The organism is Endozoicomonas sp. 8E, assembly GCF_032883915.1.
GTDB lineage: Bacteria > Pseudomonadota > Gammaproteobacteria > Pseudomonadales > Endozoicomonadaceae > Endozoicomonas_A.
The window spans coordinates 5123584-5140153 of sequence record NZ_CP120717.1 but is presented as its reverse complement, the minus strand read 5'-3'; the positions used below and the strand labels follow the sequence as shown (position 1 = coordinate 5140153).

The window sequence follows — 16570 nt, the reverse complement described above, 5'->3', positions numbered from 1 at the left end:
CTAACCAGCCTTTGATTTAATAACTTCTTTCAATGCATCAGCTATAGTTTGGACGTCGCGCTCGGTGATGCTCATGTGCATAGGGAGTGAAAGAATTTCTTTGCTTGCTAGATGTGCTTTAGGACATGTGCCAGCAGCCTGGTTGTAGAGCCTGTATTCTGTGTTGTCTCGATAATGAACGCCTGGCGATATTTCGTATTCATTAAGGGCCATGAGTATCTCATCGCGGTTGGAGACACGAATTTGAAAAAGATGACAGGATGATTCGCACTCGTTGGCAATAGGTACAATTCTGATCAACTCGTTGTTGGCTAAGCAATTTTGATACCACTTTACAAGCTGACGACGATAGGCATTATCTCTATCAAGGTAACGTAGCGATACAAGTCCTATTGCTGCCATAATAGAATTCCCATGGTATTTGAAGCCGATTTCGTCTACGTCGTACATCCATTTATAAGAGCTCTGGGTGTAAGTTCTTGAGTAAGTGTCTTTGTTAATTCCCAGCCAAGTTAATTTGCGCACGCGCTCGTCTCGTGCCTGATCGGGGAAGCAGATCATACCGGAATCAGCGGTAGCCAGGTTTTTGACTGCCTGGAAACTAAAGACGGTACAGTCCGCATCGTGGCCGACATGTTTGCCATTAAGGCGTGTGCCTGCCATGTGCGCAGCATCCAGAATGAGCATCAGGCCTCGATCCTTGCAAAGCTTGACGACTTCTGGATATCGACCTGTATTACCTCCAATTCCAACAAAGATCACAGCACGAGTACGTGACGTAATCTTTTGCTCAATATTCTCAGGTGAAAGGCATAGTGATTCATCTATATCAGCAAAGACTGGTAGTAGATTGGTGTAAACAATTGCATGATTGGTAGACACAAACGTGAGTGGAGTTGAAATAACCTCATCACCATCTACCCAGCCGAACTCGGTCTTAAACATGTGCAAGGCCAAGTGTAACCCAACTGTGTTCGAACTCAGAAAATGTGCATGGGGTAACCCCGTGTACTCTTTCCATTTATTTTCCATCTCGATGGTTTTGAAACCCAACCCCGTCCAACCCTTCTCGAGGCACTCTCGAATTTCCTCAAGACACTCGTTGATGCGAAAATGAGGTACAAATAGCTGAATAGCCACTTCGTTAATTCCGTGAATATCAAAATGTCTTAGCGAATTTTAAACTCACCCCTTGTTTGTCTTTGTCAGACAGCGTTTGACCAAGCGCAATCGGGAATTCATAGGGTACAACGGGCCATTCGATCTTCACTACTGGATCGCTCCAGAGAATGCATTGCTCAAACTGAGGGGTATAGTATTCGGTTGTTTTGTAAAGAAATGCTGCCGTCTCGCTGAGCGTCAGAAAACCATGTGCAAAACCTTCTGGTATCCAAAGCTGCTTTTTATTGTCTTCAGATAATATCTCACCAACCCATTGCCCAAATCTGGGTGATGATTTGCGTATATCCACTGCAACATCAAATACTTCACCCTGAACTACACGAACTAGTTTGCCTTGTGCCTTTGGTGGCAATTGGTAATGGAGTCCTCGCAATACACCTTTAGTTGATTTTGAGTGGTTATCTTGCACAAAAGTTACGCTGTACCCGATCGCTTCTTCAAAACGTTTTTGATTGAAACTTTCGAAGAAGAAGCCGCGCTCATCCTCTAATACCAATGGTTCAACGACCTTAACCTCTGGCAATGGAGTATCAGTTACTTTCATCGCCAACCTCCTGAATGACCTGTATCAAATATTTACCGTAACCATTGTTCAGCATAGGTTGGGCAAGTGTCACTAATTGCACCTGATCTATCCATTTGTGACGAAAAGCGATCTCTTCAGGGCAAGCTATCTTTAGTTCCTGGCGATGCTCAATGGTTTGTACAAATTGGTGAGCTTCAACCAGACTTTCATGGGTACCAGCATCCAGCCATGCAAAACCACGGCTCATGCGTTCCAACGAAAGCTGATCTTTCTCAAGGTAGATATTATTCAGGTCGGTAATTTCCAGCTCACCACGATCAGACGGCCTGATTTGTTTGGCATAGTCGGGTGCATTCTCGTCGTAAAAATACAAACCGGTAACTGCATAGTTTGATTTAGGTTTTTTTGGCTTTTCTTCCAAGCTTATAACCTTTCCGGCCTTATCAAATTCGGCAACACCGTACCGCTCAGGGTCGTTGACATGGTATGCAAAAACGGTCGCGCCACCCTGGCGCTGATTGGCCGATGCTAGCTTTTCATGCAATGAATGACCATAGAAAATGTTATCGCCCAGAATCAATACCGATGGTGCGCCATCAAGAAATGCCTCACCAATAATCATTGCCTGGGCTATACCATCAGGTGATGGCTGTAGGGCATACTCAATATTTATTCCCCATTGGCTGCCATCACCTAAAAGCTCCCTGAAACGAGGCGTATCCTGGGGTGTTGAAATAATAAGCATTTCTCGTATATCTGCGAGCATCAGCGTTGATAGCGGGTAGTACACCATGGGCTTATCAAACACCGGTAGTAACTGTTTAGACACCACTTGCGTGGCTGGGTACAGCCGTGTGCCATTGCCACCAGCAAGAATAATGCCTTTGCGCTTCATGCTCTTTTATAGCTCTTAATGATGTCTTCTGCGGCTACAAAAAAATCATACCGCCAATGCGGTAAATTGAACGGTAGCTGCTTCTCTAGCTTGCTGGTATCCAGCCGTGAATTGACAGGTCGCTTTGCGGGTGTGGGGTAATCGGCGGTTTTAATAGGCTGCAGGCTGCTTTCACCTGCAGAAAGCGAGGGCTGTGCATCTTCTGCAAACTGGAGCAGTGTTTTAGCTATGCCATACCATGTTGTCTCACCATGGGGAGCAAGGTGGTATAACCCCACCGGCCAATGCCTAGTAGTGGCTATCGCTTCGATTGCACTCATGGTTACCCGGGCGATTAATGCTGGTGAGGTTGGCACGCCAAACTGATCATTAATGATACTTAAAGAGTCTTTCTCGGTGGCCAGGCGAAGAACGGTTTTGGCAAAGTTATTGCCATCCTTCCCGATCACCCAGGTGGTGCGAAATATAAGATGATGACAGCCACTGCCAGCAATGATCTGTTCGCCTGCTAGTTTTGATTCGCCATAGATATTAATCGGCCCTGGCGAATCCGCTTCCGTATAGGGCCGGGGTTTACAGCCATCAAAAACATAATCTGTTGAATAATGGATCAGCCAGATATCATGCTTGGCCGCTTCCTTCGCCAGAATGCCCGTAGCCTCCGCATTAACCTTGAAGGCTATATTGCGCTCACTTTCTGCCTGATCGACAGCAGTATAGGCAGCGGCATTAACGATTACCTGAGGCTTGAAGTTGTGAATGACCTCTATCACTGAATACTGGTCGGTGATGTCCAATTCGACGTGACTACACGCCATGACTTCTCCCAAGGCAGGCAAGGTGCGGCTCAATTCAAGTCCCAATTGACCATTGGCACCAAGAAGTAATATTTTCATGCGTACTGCCTCTCGATCCATTGGTGATAGTCACCGTTGATAACTTGTTCAACCCATTCTTGGTTATTCAGGTACCACTCAACGGTTTTTTGAATGCTCGTCGTAAAGGACTTGGCAGGATGCCAACCGAGTTCAGCTACGATCTTGCTTGCATCAATAGCGTAGCGCCTGTCATGACCTGGGCGATCTTCCACGAAGGTAATTAAGTCATGATAGCTGGTGATAGACGCGTTCCTGCTAACAGGATGCAGTTCGTTGAGGATGTCACAAAGCAAGCGAACTACTTCAATATTGGCTTTTTCATTTAGGCCGCCAATATTGTAGACCTCGCCACAGCTGCCTTCATCCAATACCATCCGGATAGCCTCGCAGTGGTCGCCTACATAGAGCCAGTCACGGATTTGCAATCCATCGCCGTAGATTGGTAACGGCTTATGTGCCATGGCATTGTGTATAACCAGCGGTATCAATTTTTCGGGAAATTGATAGGGGCCGTAGTTATTAGAACAGTTGGTTGTCAGTGCTGGTAAATCGTAGGTGTGATAGTAAGCACGTACCAAATGATCGGAAGAGGCTTTGCTGGCACTGTATGGGTTATTTGGTTGGAAACTTTCCGTCTCCGCGGATGCAGGGGAGTCTGCGTCTAATGAACCATACACTTCATCAGTTGAGACATGTAGAAAGCGAAAGTTACGTTTATCTTTTTCGTTAAGTTCGCCGTAGTACCGCCGCGAGGATTCCAGCAGTCTGAAAGTACCGATAACGTTGGTTTGCAGGAACGCTTCTGGCTCGTGAATGGACCTATCCACGTGAGACTCCGCCGCAAAATTGACCACCGCCCGAGGTTTGTAGATGAGCAGTAACCTATCGATCAGAATGCTGTCGCCAATATCGCCATTCACAAAAATGTGGCGTTCATCTTCTTCAACTTCAGAGAGGTTATTAAGATTGCCGGCGTAGGTCAGCTTATCAAGACTGATGACGGTTTCATCCATTTCCGAAAGCCAATCAATGACAAAATTGGCACCAATAAAGCCAGCACTCCCCGTTACCAGTATCGTCATAGCTTAGACCTTGTTAATAATGACACCCAAGAGCAGGCCGAGGTTGCCGAACAGCGTCTGACGGTAAATGCCTGAGCGACAAAACAAGAAGAAACGTTTAATAAAATTTGAGCGGCGGGCCATTATAATATTGTCCAGATAATTTTGATTCTCCTGTGTGAGTAGCGATCTGTGTTTAACGAGCGCAGAAAGATTAATGTCATTCCAGCTGCGGAACCTTCCTTGTAACAAACCTAGGATTCGAATGAATCGAGCTTTCCAGCCCTTGCTTGCGCCAATCAGGTTATTTGCGTGCTGACGGTATCTCAGGCAAGGTTCCTGGTCGTAAACAACGATGCCACCAGCACCCGAAATGATCTGGTAACACCACCAGTCGTGGGAAACGACTTCTGTGTTTGATGATGATTCAACGATAAGATCCCGCGCCGCCTTATTGAATACCATCGTATTGCCACTGCCAATAGACTGCACAAGGGCATTAGTAAAAGACGGTGGTTTACTAAATAACGGCGAAACACCTTTGATAACGTTACAGGTTTCGTCGGTTACAAGGGTGCGTGCACAATAAAGTGCTGGTTTATCTTCGGGGTGCTGTTCCAGACTATCTAGAGCCTTTTCAAGTTTGTCAGAGTGCCAGACATCATCCTGATCACTAAAAGCAAAATACCTGAACGGCTCATCAACGTAGCTTAGAGCATTTAAGAAATTATTAGCGAACCCGATATTTGCCGCCCTGACCCAGATGCTGACTTTCTCTGAACAATGCCGATGATACCCAAGTAATTCCGAGCACAGTTCGGTGTCAGAAGCGTCATCAGAAATGAAAATGTGAGAAGGGGGGTGAGTTTGGTTAAAGATCGAATGTAGCTGTTCCCAGAGGTATGACTCACCGTTGTAGTAACCGAGAATTACGGCAAGCTGTCTGCCGCCAATTTCCCTCTGATCAGCTCCACTGCGCTGGTGCCCGGAAGCGTTCGCAACGCCACGCTGGTCAAACTGTTTCGGCGCAGTATGGTAATCGTCACCGTTAGCATCGCGCCACAAAACCTGAGTAGCAGGGGGAGTTGTTGAAAACATAACCTTTCCACTCCGTCGCTATCGCTAGACCTAGTGTAGTGCGTTGAAATTCTTAGTGCCTAACATTTTCAAATCAGTCATTATCATTAAATCCTAAGAAAATAATGATGACTGACTGTGAGAATTGCTCCAAAAGTTAAATTAGGCACACAGTAAGAAAAATAGATAAAAATTCCATCGACGTCTGATAAGGATCCAACCCGCACAGCTCAACGCTTAAAAAATCGTAGTCCTGACTGCAGAAGATAAAACCAATCTTCAGATTGCTGAGGCTTGGAATGTTGTCGAAATCAAGTTAGCCACTGTCACAAACGTTATGCATATGTTTGGCCAAAACCAATTCGATCGCAGTCGCAAACAAAGTCACCATGATGTGAATTGCACCTATATCCTTGCCTTTATCGGCAGGACCCTGTTGCTGTTTCTCCACCAATCGTAGTGCAACCACCATTACATTATTAGTTACTTTGTGGAGGGCTTGCATCTACTCAACAACACTTCTGGAATTGCTTTGGGTTGGTAGCAGCAAACGCCTTGAAATTGTATGATGTGAAGGAATACCGTATTCAAATTCACCATATTTTTCCTTTCGTTACCAAAGTCTTAAATTACTTCCCCGCCCTCTGAGGGTGTCGCAAAACTCTCTCCAGCGTGGGAACGAGTTGATTCCCGTCATTCCCGGCTTCATTCTCGTCACTACCGCGAAGGCGGGAATCCACACTGACTCACCACCATAACCATACTGCCCGGCGCGCCCCTGGCCTTGTCATCCCCGAGAAGGCAGAGATCCACCGTTGGCGCTGGATTCCCGCCTTCGCGGGAATGACGACCTCAGAGCATGGGAACGAGTTGTTGGAGTTTTGCGACACCCTCCCTCTGCGTGGGGATGCATAACACGCCTGAAAAGCGGACTCTAGAGCGTGAGATGGGTATGGGTTCCCACGCTGAAGTGAAGCTGGAGTTTAACCTTCACCTTCTGGCTTATAACCTGAGCAGGGTAGTAGCCTTTGCTTTGCAGCGTTTATTTACAATGATTTGGGGAATGTTAGCGATCATCCGCACTCAATGGCTAATGATCGCTAAAACCCAAAATTTAAAACTGTCGCATGGGGGTGGAAAGTTTTTTAGAGTTACCTGCGCTCATGGAGCTGCTTAATGGTTTTGCAACACCCTCTGAAGCATGGGAACCAGAGTTTTGCGACACCCTCCGTCAGGCGAGGCTTCTGACTTCACGGGCTACAGCCAGCCTATATCGACGGACTTACACAGAAGCCTCCATCAGCAGTAAACGGTTGCCCCTCGGTTATTTATTGGTCTTTTGTTTGATTCGCCGCTGCCTTAACGGGTCACTCAGGTATGGGTTCATCTGGTTCTTCTAAGGGCGGTTGGGCAGTTCGCTCTGCCTTAATTTTTTGTTAACAGTGCTTGGATTTCGTCACCGTGAGTCTCTGCTAAGACAGACCGACGGTAAATGTAGCCAACTGGGCACAACACAAACACGCAAGCGGAAGGCTCTAAGCCTGTGCTGCCCAGCCTGCTTTTGCAAGACACGGAATGTGTATGTCGCTCTGTAGTGGATGTTCCTATAGCCATTGAGCACACTGGCTTCGTGGGCTTTACATAGTTTTTCCCCAGGACGAACAAGTAGACCGACAAACATAAAACCTCAAGGTAAGGCTACCGCCCGTCCAATTTTCTCCCAATTTTAAGTTGATCATCCGTTGGCTACGAAAACCGATACCCCCCCCCACAGAAGGAGAAAATATACGACAAACAACACAAAAATTTAGAAAAACGTCTTTTTTTGGCAACAGACAAAATATGCGACTAGAGTCAGAAAAGTTTATATCCATGCATGCAGGATTATAAAAACCGCAAACTCTATAAGTCTCGATGATATAGAACGGTCAGCTCAATGCTCTTGCGCTAACCGGCTTGGAAAATAGTCTAGCAAAGCTTTTTAAATTTACATGTAAGGTGTCGATTTTTTTACATGTTGACCTTTATAATTTGCTAAATCAGGTACTTTGTCTTTTATCTGTATACCCCCAGTAGTTGCTATTTTGCCAACAGCAACTGTATCGCGCTTAAAGGTAATAATTGCACAATTCCCCGCTGTCTCGGTCAGCGATATTTCCATCAATTCCTGATTCAGGTTTGCTTTTTAACAGCGGACATGTGTCGTGCGACATTGAGGTCTACGAGTAGCTTTTCTTGCATTAGTTTGATCTGGATTGCACCGAATAGCCACAGCACTTTATCCAGAAAGTGATTACAGCCGGTGCAATCTCGACATCGGTCCAGACCGGGATAAATTCTTCCTGACTTTACGAAGGGGGGCCTGGGTGAAGGCTACCTTTTCGTTCAAGAATCTTACTTTCCAAGCATCCAAAAAGTGTAAGAAGAGGCACAGTCCAGAAGGTTAGCTCATAATTGTCTCTCCGGGAGGTGGAGTCATCACACGGGGAAAAGAAAGCCGTTTTGTTGAAGGGCTTGTCGTAAAGATCTAGCCTTCTCTCCACAAGCTGCCTCATTTACACAAGTTCAGGCCTGTTTGCGATTAAAAAGTGATGGAAAGGGAGTGGGAACTCTACCTGTTTGAGTCAATCACTGCCTGACATCAGTAATCACCCCATCAACAACCCGCTGCCGCAAAGGACAGTGCCCCAGTTGATAAGCCAGTTCATTAGGATGATCAATATCCCACAGACAAAAGTCTGCCACTTTATCCTCTTCAAGGCTGCCATAGTGGTCGGCAATCCCCAGGGCACGAGCAGCATTAATAGTGACCCCTGCCAAAGCTTCTGCGGGTGTGAGTTCAAAAAAGATACAACCCATATTCATCATCATTCTTATTGAGGCCAGGGGTGACGTCCCGGGGTTAGTGTCTGTGGCAAGCGCGATCGGGACTTGATATTGCCTTAGCAGTTCAACCGGGGGGACAGTCTGAGAACGCATGAAGTAATAAGATCCGGGAAGCAGCACCGCAATGGATCCGGATTCGGCCATATCGACAATTCCCTGCTCAGAGATATGTTGCAGGTGATCGCAGGAGAGTGCCTTCATTTGTGCTGCCAGAGAAGCTCCCCCATTTTCTTTGAACTGTTCGGCATGGCATTTTGTCGGCAGACCGTGGTCTATTGCTGCCTGAAAAATTCTGGCTTTGTGGGTCATGGTGAAGGCAACATTTTCACAATTTACATCCACGGCTTCTGCGAGTTTTTTTTCAGCTAATTCCGGGATGAGTTGTTGGCAGATCATGTCAACGTATTCATCGGTTCTGCCCGCATACTCCGGAGGCAATGCATTGGCAACCAGCAAGGTATTGATAATTTTTACGGAGTGGCGATTGCGCAGCTCTTTGGCCACTTCCAGCATCTTGATTTCATCCGTCAAGTTCAGGCCATAGCCTGATTTGATTTCGATCAGTGTAACGCCTTCAGTGGTTAATGCCTTGATGCGGGGTAGAGCCGATTTGATCAATTGCTCTTTGGAGCGCACCCGGGTGGCCCTGGCAGTGGCAAGAATACCACCGCCCTGGGCGGCAATCTGTTCATAGGGCACGCCTTTCAGTCTTAGTTCAAATTCCTGGGCTCTATGGCCGCCGAAAATCAGGTGAGTATGGCAGTCAATGAGGCCGGGGGTCAGCCAGCCATTATGACCATCGATCACATCATAGGGCAGCCGCGTAGCGGTAACCTCGGACATGGGGTCGATGCGTGCGATTCTGCCATTGTGAATACCCAGGGCACAATGGTGTTTCAAGCCATAAGGATCTGATACGGCAGGATCAAAAGTCGCCAGATTGACGTTAATCCAGACTCGGTCGCAGTCTTTAAGTTGGATCATGGGGTGCATTGCCATGGGTTGAACTCAGACAGTTGGCTCCAGACAGAAGCCAGTATCAAGATGCCGGCAGTTCATAAAGACTGGATATGGGAGATAAGGATAGCCAGATAATCTTAATTCGAAAGGAAATCTGAGTTAAGTAGATGGTTAAGGTTGGTGAGTTGGGAAAAATAGTCGATTAATCCATCTGACTATAAAAAATGCCTGAGTATTACCGAAGATTCATAAATGAACTACCTTGATTAAAAAAAAGCACCAACAACAATCATGGAATCAATTATGCCCGAAGGAAACCTGCAGATAATCCTGACCTTTCTGGTTTATTTTACCGTGATGCTGGGGGTCGGCTACATCGCCTGGCAGAGAACGCTCAGTTCGGCAGATTATTTTCTTGGGGGCCGCTCGCTGGGTCCATGGTCTGCCGCCCTCAGCGCGGGGGCGTCGGATATGAGTGGCTGGTTGCTGCTGGGATTGCCGGGCTATGCTTTTGCCGCAGGTCTGGAAGCATTTTGGTTGGCTGCAGGCCTGTTGGGGGGGACCTGGCTGAACTGGTTGATTGTTGCCCGACGCTTGAGAGTATACAGCGTAGTTGCCGACGACTCACTGACGTTACCAGAATATTTCGCCAGTCGTTTTGAAGATCATAAGGGGTTACTACAACCCATATCGGCAGCATTCATCCTTATTTTCTTCCTGTTTTACACCAGCTCTGGTCTGGTGGCCGGGGGCAAGCTTTTTGAATCTGTTTTTGGCATCGATTATGAGTGGGCGGTAGTCATTGGAATGTTGTCGGTGATCTCTTACACCCTGTTTGGAGGTTTTCTGGCGGTTTGCTGGACGGATCTGATTCAGGGTTTGCTCATGGCAGCCGCTTTGCTGATTGTGCCCGTTGCAGCACTTGAGGTCAGTGGCGGGGTGGATCAGGTGTTTGTGGAAATCGGTGAGCTGAATCCGGAGCTTCTGAACCTTTTTACAACCAGTGAAGGTCAGACGCTTTCTCTCATTACCATTTTCTCGTTATTGGGTTGGGGGCTGGGTTATTTTGGTCAACCTCATATTCTGGCCAGATTTAAAGCGGTGCAATCTTCAGATCAGCTGACTTTAGCCAGAAGAATTGCTGTGAGCTGGACCGGCATCTGTATGCTGGGCGCTTTAATGGTGGGTCTGGCGGGTATTGTTTATACCCAGCGATCCGGTATTCAGCTGGATGATCCGGAAGCCATTTTTATGTTGATGGTGAATACGCTTTTTCATCCGGTGATCGCTGGCATCTTACTGGCCGCTATTCTGGCGGCTATTATGAGCACTGCCGATTCTCAGTTGCTGGTTTGTTCTACGGCTTTTGCTGAAGACTTTTATCGGGATCTTTTCAAAGTTGGCGCGAATGCCCGGGAAGTTTTGCTGGTGGGTCGACTGGCGGTTGTAGGCATTGCGGTGATCGCCACCTGGTTGGCGATGAATCCCGACAGCAGTGTTCTTGCAATGGTGTCTTATGCTTGGGCTGGCTTAGGGGCGGCTTTCGGTCCGGCCCTGCTTCTGTCGCTTTACTGGAAAAGAATGACCGGGCTGGGAGCCATGGCGGGCATTGTTACTGGTGCTGTCACCGTGCTGATATGGAAACCGTTAACCGGTGGTCTGTTCGATCTTTATGAGATAATACCAGGGTTCGTGATTTCTATGGTGGCTTGTATTTTATTCAGCTTTTTGGGACGTCAGCCCTCGAGGGATATGATAGAGCGTTTTGAAAAAGTGGAGAGCAGGACTCGTACTGTTTCCCGTGTTGATGATGAAGAGCCCTCGTTGTCATAATCGCTTTGCAGTACGCAGAATTGATCCATCGGGTATAGAGTAAGAGGTGTCTTTTTTCATTAACAAATCCTGAGTTCACAGAGGGAGGATGCCATGAAGCAATTGCAAGTGGCTGTCAAAAAGCGTCATCAGGAGAGTGATGAGATTGATCCTCATGATGCCGAGTTGAAACAAACCCTGGAGCGATTGAAGAAGAAAGGGTTGAATCCCATGCAGATGTGTCACAAATTGATTGAGCATGAAGAACCCGCTCCCAAAGACCTGGTCTGGAGTTATGACCTGGTCGTAGCGGAGTGCAAGCGGCTGAAAGTTTCATACTGAGAGTTTGATTAAACAGATGCCCGGGCTTTCAGCGTGGCACCAAAAGAGATCACTGCGGTGCCACTGTTTTTTATAAGGTTTTTTTGGACTTCAGTAGTCGTGATGGCAGGGGTTGTGAAGGTCAGGGCGTTAAATTTTCCCGTTTTTCAGTAACTGCTGAAACTTCAACTTTTTCTCTTGGGCACTGAGTTGAGGGGCTTGAAGGTCGGATTGAGGAATCAGCGGGCCCAGGTCCAGGCTGGCAGATTCACTCTCTGGCGCAGGTGAGTCCTGTTCTTGCTGAAGCAGGTGGTTATCCATTACGTCCAGAGCTTCCAGAAGACCGGGATAGGTCTCGTCGGATTCATCGAGCTCCTGCAGTTTGTTTGAGATGTTATCTCGGATTTGTCGTATACGTTCAACAGAAACCTTATCCTGATTTTCTTCCAGCCATCTTTTGGCAGATTCGCCATTGGTTGCCATACTCGATCCAGTTCCAGAGTATTTGTATCAGGTTCTATAATACCATTTCCATTCGGCTTTTGGTCATGCTTTTGTTGGGGCTTTTGATGGAGGTATGCATTCCGACGCAGAGCGAGGGTGTCGAAAACTCCAACAGATCATTCCCATGCTCTGAGGTCGTCATTCCCGCGAAGGAGACTGTCGCAAAACTCTGGTTCCCATGCTCCAGCGTGGGAACGAGTTGTTAAGGAAGTCGTCATTCCCGCGAAAGCGGGAATCCAGCCCCAACAGTGGGACTCCGCCTTCTCCGGGATGACAAGGCCAGGGGGGCACCGGGCAGGATGGTTCTGGTGGTGAGTCAGTGTGGATTCCCGCCTTCGCGGGAATGACGAGAATGAAGTCGGGAATGACGAGAATGAAGTCGGGAATGACGAGAATGAAGTCGGGAATGACGAGAGCATGATACTTCGGTAAATACCATCCTGAAGGGATTGATTCTGATACGTACAATTAACATCCGCATTTGGCCTTAGCGCTTGGGAGTAGGGTGTTGATAGAAGAAGTTCGAAGTCAGGTAGCAGAGCTGACTGAGAGGCTGAGGCAGCTTCGACTGTCCGGTGCACCGGAGCAGACTCTGGTGCGGATAGAACAGCCCCTTCCCATGATTAATTTATTTAACTGGCTGTCAGGTCAGACACTACCGGGAAAAAGCTACTGGCAGGATCGCGAGAGTGACTACAAGGCAGCGGGGCTTGGAAAAGCCTGGCGGTTCAAAGTCAAAGACCAGTCTGAGGTGAACACTTGCTTTCAACAGGTGAACGCAATGCTGGATAAAACAACACGTTGCCTCGGATACCTGTCTTTTTCGGACAGTCAGAAGATGATCTGGCCTGAGTTTGGGTATGGCGAATTCTTTTTCCCGGTGATCGAAGTGGTTCAGACCCGAAAAGGGTGTTCATTGGCCTGTCATCTGCTGGGTCATGATGAGCTGTCATGGGGCACCAGTCTTGAGAAGGCCCTGGACTATCTTGCGCAGGTCAGCTGGACACTTGAAGAAGTGGACAGTCATTATTTATTGGGAGCCCCGGAATTCCTACCCGATCAGGCACACTGGACGTCTTTGATTGGGCATGCCCTTGAGGGTTTCGAGTCAGGAGCCTTGCAGAAAGTGGTGCTTTCCAGAGAGGCACAATTGAGTCTTCTGGAAGGTCAGCTGAACCCCTGGATGCTACTCTATCACTGGCAATTGGCTAACCCGAGGTCTTACGTTTTTGCTTTTGAATCCGATCAGGGCTCCCTCTTCTTTGGCTGCTCTCCGGAGCGTTTGTTTCGCCGTGTCGATCGCGTTGTTCAGACTGAAGCCCTGGCAGGGACGACCCGGCGGGGCAGTAGTCGCCATGAAGATTTCAAACTTGAGTTGCGTCTGCTTAATGACTCAAAGAACGTTCATGAGAATCGTCTCGTGCTGGATGATATCCGCAGGCGGCTGGAATCCATCTGCTGTGATCTGGAATTTGACCGCAGTCATTCTGTGGTCAAACTAAAAACGATTCAGCATCTAAGACAAGTAATAAGGGGCGTGCTCAAAGACGAAGTCAGTGACAGTCAGCTTCTATCTCTTTTGCATCCTACGCCCGCCGTGGGTGGTGAGCCCAGGGAGATGGCAAGGCACTTCATTGAAGAACGTGAAGTTTATAGCAGGGGGCTCTACGCTGGAGCTTGCGGTGTGTTGGGTAAAAAGCGCAGTGAGTTCACGGTATCGATTCGCAGTGCTCTGCTGGAAGAGAGACAGCTCAGGGCGTTTTCAGGTGCGGGGATAGTCAATGGCTCAGATGCTCAGGACGAGTGGCAGGAGCTGAATAACAAGATCGGAACCCTTCTGTCATTGCTGGATCCTGAAGCCCCTGTGATGGATGCATCTAACCGAACTGGAAGATCTTATGACCTTTCCCACCAGACATCCTAGCCTGAATTTTCTCTGGTCAGCACTGATTCTGGAAGAGCTGAGCCGGTTGGGTGTAGAGCAGGTATGTATTGCACCAGGCTCCCGTTCTGCCCCACTGACGCTGGTGGCAGCCGAATACAGTCAGTTTGAAAAGCATGTCCATTTTGACGAACGCGGTCTGGGCTTCTTTGCCCTGGGACTGGCTAAAAGTACTCGTAAACCGGTTGCAGTGATCACGACTTCCGGGACAGCGGTTGCAAACCTCTACCCTGCCATCATAGAAGCCAGGCAGTCTGGTGTTCCTCTGGTTATAGTTACGGCTGATCGACCTCTTGAGCTTATTGACTGCGGTGCCAATCAGGCCATTGAGCAGCAGGATATTTATGCCGGTTATCCCGGAGCTGCCCTAAAGCTGCCAACACCTGATGAGAATATTCCCCCCAGCTGGTTACTGACCAGTATTGATCAGGCCTTTGCCCGATCCTGCCAGCAGGGGCTTCCCATGCATATCAACTGCATGTTTCGGGAGCCTTTGTACCCTGAAGGCAGGGCCCATGATTTTTCAGGTTATCTGAGTCGACTGTCATTCTGGTGCTCAGCCAGAACGCCTCACACTGTCTACGACACTGAGATGAATATATCACTGAACAAATGTCCTGTTGGTTGGTCAGATTTTACGACGGGTAAAGGCTTGATCATAGCGGGTCGTATTAATGAGCAAGAGTCTGCCGAAGCGCTTGCAGGATTGGCCCAGGCATTGGGCTGGCCTCTTCTGGCCGATCTTCAATCTCAGCTTTATGGCCATCCGTCGGCTATTCCCCATCCTGATCTGCTTTTGGCCAGCAAAGCTGGAAAAGCACTTTTGAGTCAGGCTGATCGTATTCTTCAGGTGGGTGCTCATTTGGTTTCAAAGAGACTGGATAAGTTTATTTCTTCCGGCGAGTGGCAGCATTACTGGATGGTTGGCCAGGCATTTCGCCGAATGGATACCGGTCACTGTCAGACTTATCGACTGGTCGGGCCTGTTGCAGACTACTGTCGTATGTTGGCTGAACTTTCCGATGCCCAGGGCTCTGATCCATTATGGAAAGGTCAGATCGAACAGTTATCTCAATCGGTTCATACTCTGGTGGCCAGGCTGGATTCGACCCCGGGCTCATTGACTGAACGTTGGCTGGGGACGTATCTGACCAAACTATTGCCTGACGACAGCTGCCTTTTTGTTGGAAACAGTTTGCCCGTTCGACTATTGGATATGTTCTCCCTTGCCCCGGCCGGGCAGGTATATGCAAACCGTGGCGCCAGCGGTATTGATGGATTGGTGGCAACGGCAGCAGGTTGTGCTGTGGGTGAAAAGAAATTTATGGTGGCTGTCGTTGGTGATCTATCATTTCTCCACGATTTAAATTCCCTGCAATTACTGAGGCAGTTAAATTCCCCCTTTGCTCTGTTGGTCATTAACAATGATGGCGGTGGTATTTTTAACCTGTTGCCGGTTGAGGATCGACCCGAAGCTGCGCAGAAATATTTTGTCAGCCCTCATGGCTTGATTGCCCGTCAGGCCGCAGAAATGTTTGGATTGCCCTACCATCAGCCGGACAGTCGAGAGACGCTGGCCGCTTTGCTGAAGCAGGTGAGCCAGAAGCCGGGCGCATCCGTCATTGAGGTGATGACTCGACCCGGTCAGGCTGCTGAGCAGATAAAGCAGGCGTTGAGCCAGCTGGAGATGTTGTCATGAACGCAACCAACCTTGCTTATCGAACCTGGGGTATCCGTGAAGGTGTGCCGCTGGTTTTATTGCATGGTTTTTTGGGAGACTCCGGGGACTGGGAGGATTTGGCCGGATACCTGGAAAGTGATCTGTATCTGGTGGCCGTTGATTTACCCGGGCATGGCAAAAGTCGTGATGTCAAAGTCAGCCAGGATAATGCTTTTGAAGCGTTCAGCGAACTGCTTCGGGGAACGCTTTGTCAATTGGGGCTCGATCATTACAGTGTGTTGGGCTATTCACTGGGCGGACGACTGGCAATGAGCCACCTTGCTCTGGCAGAAGAGTCTATTGACCGGCTGCTGGTGGAGTCGTCCCATCCCGGTTTGGAAGACAACTCTGAGCGTCAGGCTCGCTGGAAGAATGATCAGGACTGGGCGGAACAGTTTCGCAATGATCCACTCAATGAAGTTCTGCAGCGCTGGTATCACCAGCCAGTCTTTGCGGATCTGAACAGTCGTGAGCGGGAGCGACTGATGCAGCATCGTTCTTCAAGTCATCAAATTGAGGGCTTATCTCCCGACAAAGCCGACGCAAATGGGGAATCTCTGGCATGGGCACTTGAAGCGTTCAGTCTGTCCCGGCAGCCAGAGTTCTGCGGGGTTCTCAATCGCTCTTCAGAAGCGTCACATTATTTTTGTGGCGAACGTGACCTGAAATTTCAGGACATCGCACACCGTCTACTTGAGATGGGGTGTGTTAATAGTGTTCATAAGATCAAAGAAGCAGGCCATAACATCCACCGGGAGCGGCCAGAAGCTATGGCTGCGATTATAAGGCAGCTACTTTTGTGACCT

Annotated in this window: 16 protein-coding genes; 7 read left to right on the top strand and 9 right to left on the bottom strand. The window is 48.4% G+C overall.

Annotated features, from left to right (window positions below; translation table 11 throughout):
* From P6910_RS17445 to P6910_RS17420, 6 genes are read right to left on the bottom strand one after another with little or no spacing between them, the layout of a single operon-like run.
* The gene (locus P6910_RS17445) at window positions 1-1140 is read right to left on the bottom strand and encodes a DegT/DnrJ/EryC1/StrS family aminotransferase (protein ID WP_317142550.1); all 1140 of its coding nucleotides are present in this window, start codon (window positions 1138-1140) and stop codon (window positions 1-3) included.
* 19 nt (window positions 1141-1159) lie between these two features.
* Window positions 1160-1726, bottom strand: coding sequence for a dTDP-4-dehydrorhamnose 3,5-epimerase (gene rfbC, locus P6910_RS17440; protein ID WP_317142549.1), 567 nt, complete (start codon window positions 1724-1726; stop codon window positions 1160-1162).
* Window positions 1713-2603, bottom strand: a complete 891-nt coding sequence (gene rfbA, locus P6910_RS17435; protein ID WP_317142548.1) for a glucose-1-phosphate thymidylyltransferase RfbA — start codon at window positions 2601-2603, stop codon at window positions 1713-1715. Before rfbA ends, rfbC begins: the two co-directional genes overlap by 14 nt.
* A complete protein-coding gene (rfbD, locus tag P6910_RS17430; RefSeq protein WP_317142547.1) occupies window positions 2600-3520 on the bottom strand; it encodes a dTDP-4-dehydrorhamnose reductase in 921 nt (306 codons plus the stop codon). The genes rfbA and rfbD overlap by 4 nt, the downstream gene beginning before the upstream one ends.
* Window positions 3496-4563, bottom strand: a complete 1068-nt coding sequence (gene rfbB / locus P6910_RS17425; RefSeq protein ID WP_317142546.1) for a dTDP-glucose 4,6-dehydratase — start codon at window positions 4561-4563, stop codon at window positions 3496-3498. Before rfbB ends, rfbD begins: the two co-directional genes overlap by 25 nt.
* Window positions 4564-4566: 3 nt before the next feature.
* A complete protein-coding gene (locus P6910_RS17420) occupies window positions 4567-5640 on the bottom strand; it encodes a glycosyltransferase (protein WP_317142545.1) in 1074 nt (357 codons plus the stop codon).
* Between the two features lie 794 nt (window positions 5641-6434).
* On the opposite strand from P6910_RS17420, the gene P6910_RS17415 reads away from it, so the two are divergent.
* Together P6910_RS17415 and P6910_RS17410 are read left to right on the top strand one after the other, a co-directional pair.
* Entirely contained in the window at window positions 6435-6557 is a 123-nt protein-coding gene (locus P6910_RS17415; protein ID WP_317142544.1) for a hypothetical protein, read from the top strand.
* A gap of 8 nt (window positions 6558-6565) precedes the next feature.
* Window positions 6566-6796, top strand: coding sequence for a hypothetical protein (locus tag P6910_RS17410; protein WP_317142543.1), 231 nt, complete (start codon window positions 6566-6568; stop codon window positions 6794-6796).
* 1451 nt (window positions 6797-8247) lie between these two features.
* On the opposite strand, the gene hutI is transcribed toward P6910_RS17410, so the two are convergent.
* Window positions 8248-9489: an imidazolonepropionase gene (gene hutI / locus P6910_RS17405; protein WP_317142542.1), complete on the bottom strand. Its 1242-nt coding sequence runs from the start codon at window positions 9487-9489 to the stop codon at window positions 8248-8250.
* A gap of 279 nt (window positions 9490-9768) precedes the next feature.
* On the opposite strand from hutI, the gene putP reads away from it, so the two are divergent.
* Together putP and P6910_RS17395 are read left to right on the top strand one after the other, a co-directional pair.
* Window positions 9769-11298 carry a sodium/proline symporter PutP gene (putP, locus tag P6910_RS17400; protein ID WP_317142541.1) on the top strand — a complete coding sequence of 510 codons (1530 nt, stop codon included), beginning with the start codon at window positions 9769-9771 and terminating at the stop codon, window positions 11296-11298.
* Window positions 11299-11391: 93 nt separating this feature from the next.
* Window positions 11392-11619, top strand: a complete 228-nt coding sequence (locus P6910_RS17395) for a hypothetical protein (protein ID WP_317142540.1) — start codon at window positions 11392-11394, stop codon at window positions 11617-11619.
* 129 nt (window positions 11620-11748) lie between these two features.
* Here the strand turns inward: P6910_RS17395 and P6910_RS17390 are convergent, their stop codons facing one another.
* The gene (locus tag P6910_RS17390) at window positions 11749-12081 is read right to left on the bottom strand and encodes a hypothetical protein (protein WP_317142539.1); all 333 of its coding nucleotides are present in this window, start codon (window positions 12079-12081) and stop codon (window positions 11749-11751) included.
* 159 nt (window positions 12082-12240) lie between these two features.
* The gene (locus P6910_RS17385) at window positions 12241-12570 is read right to left on the bottom strand and encodes a hypothetical protein (RefSeq protein ID WP_317142538.1); all 330 of its coding nucleotides are present in this window, start codon (window positions 12568-12570) and stop codon (window positions 12241-12243) included.
* A gap of 37 nt (window positions 12571-12607) precedes the next feature.
* Here P6910_RS17385 and P6910_RS17380 point away from each other — a divergent pair, with 37 nt between their 5' ends.
* From P6910_RS17380 to menH, 3 genes are read left to right on the top strand one after another with little or no spacing between them, the layout of a single operon-like run.
* Complete coding sequence (locus P6910_RS17380; RefSeq protein ID WP_317142537.1) at window positions 12608-14026, top strand: isochorismate synthase; 1419 nt, start codon at window positions 12608-12610, stop codon at window positions 14024-14026.
* The gene (gene menD, locus P6910_RS17375) at window positions 14001-15743 is read left to right on the top strand and encodes a 2-succinyl-5-enolpyruvyl-6-hydroxy-3-cyclohexene-1-carboxylic-acid synthase (RefSeq protein ID WP_317142536.1); all 1743 of its coding nucleotides are present in this window, start codon (window positions 14001-14003) and stop codon (window positions 15741-15743) included. The genes P6910_RS17380 and menD overlap by 26 nt, the downstream gene beginning before the upstream one ends.
* Entirely contained in the window at window positions 15740-16567 is an 828-nt protein-coding gene (menH, locus tag P6910_RS17370) for a 2-succinyl-6-hydroxy-2,4-cyclohexadiene-1-carboxylate synthase (protein ID WP_317142535.1), read from the top strand. Before menD ends, menH begins: the two co-directional genes overlap by 4 nt.
* Window positions 16568-16570 lie beyond the last annotated feature (3 nt).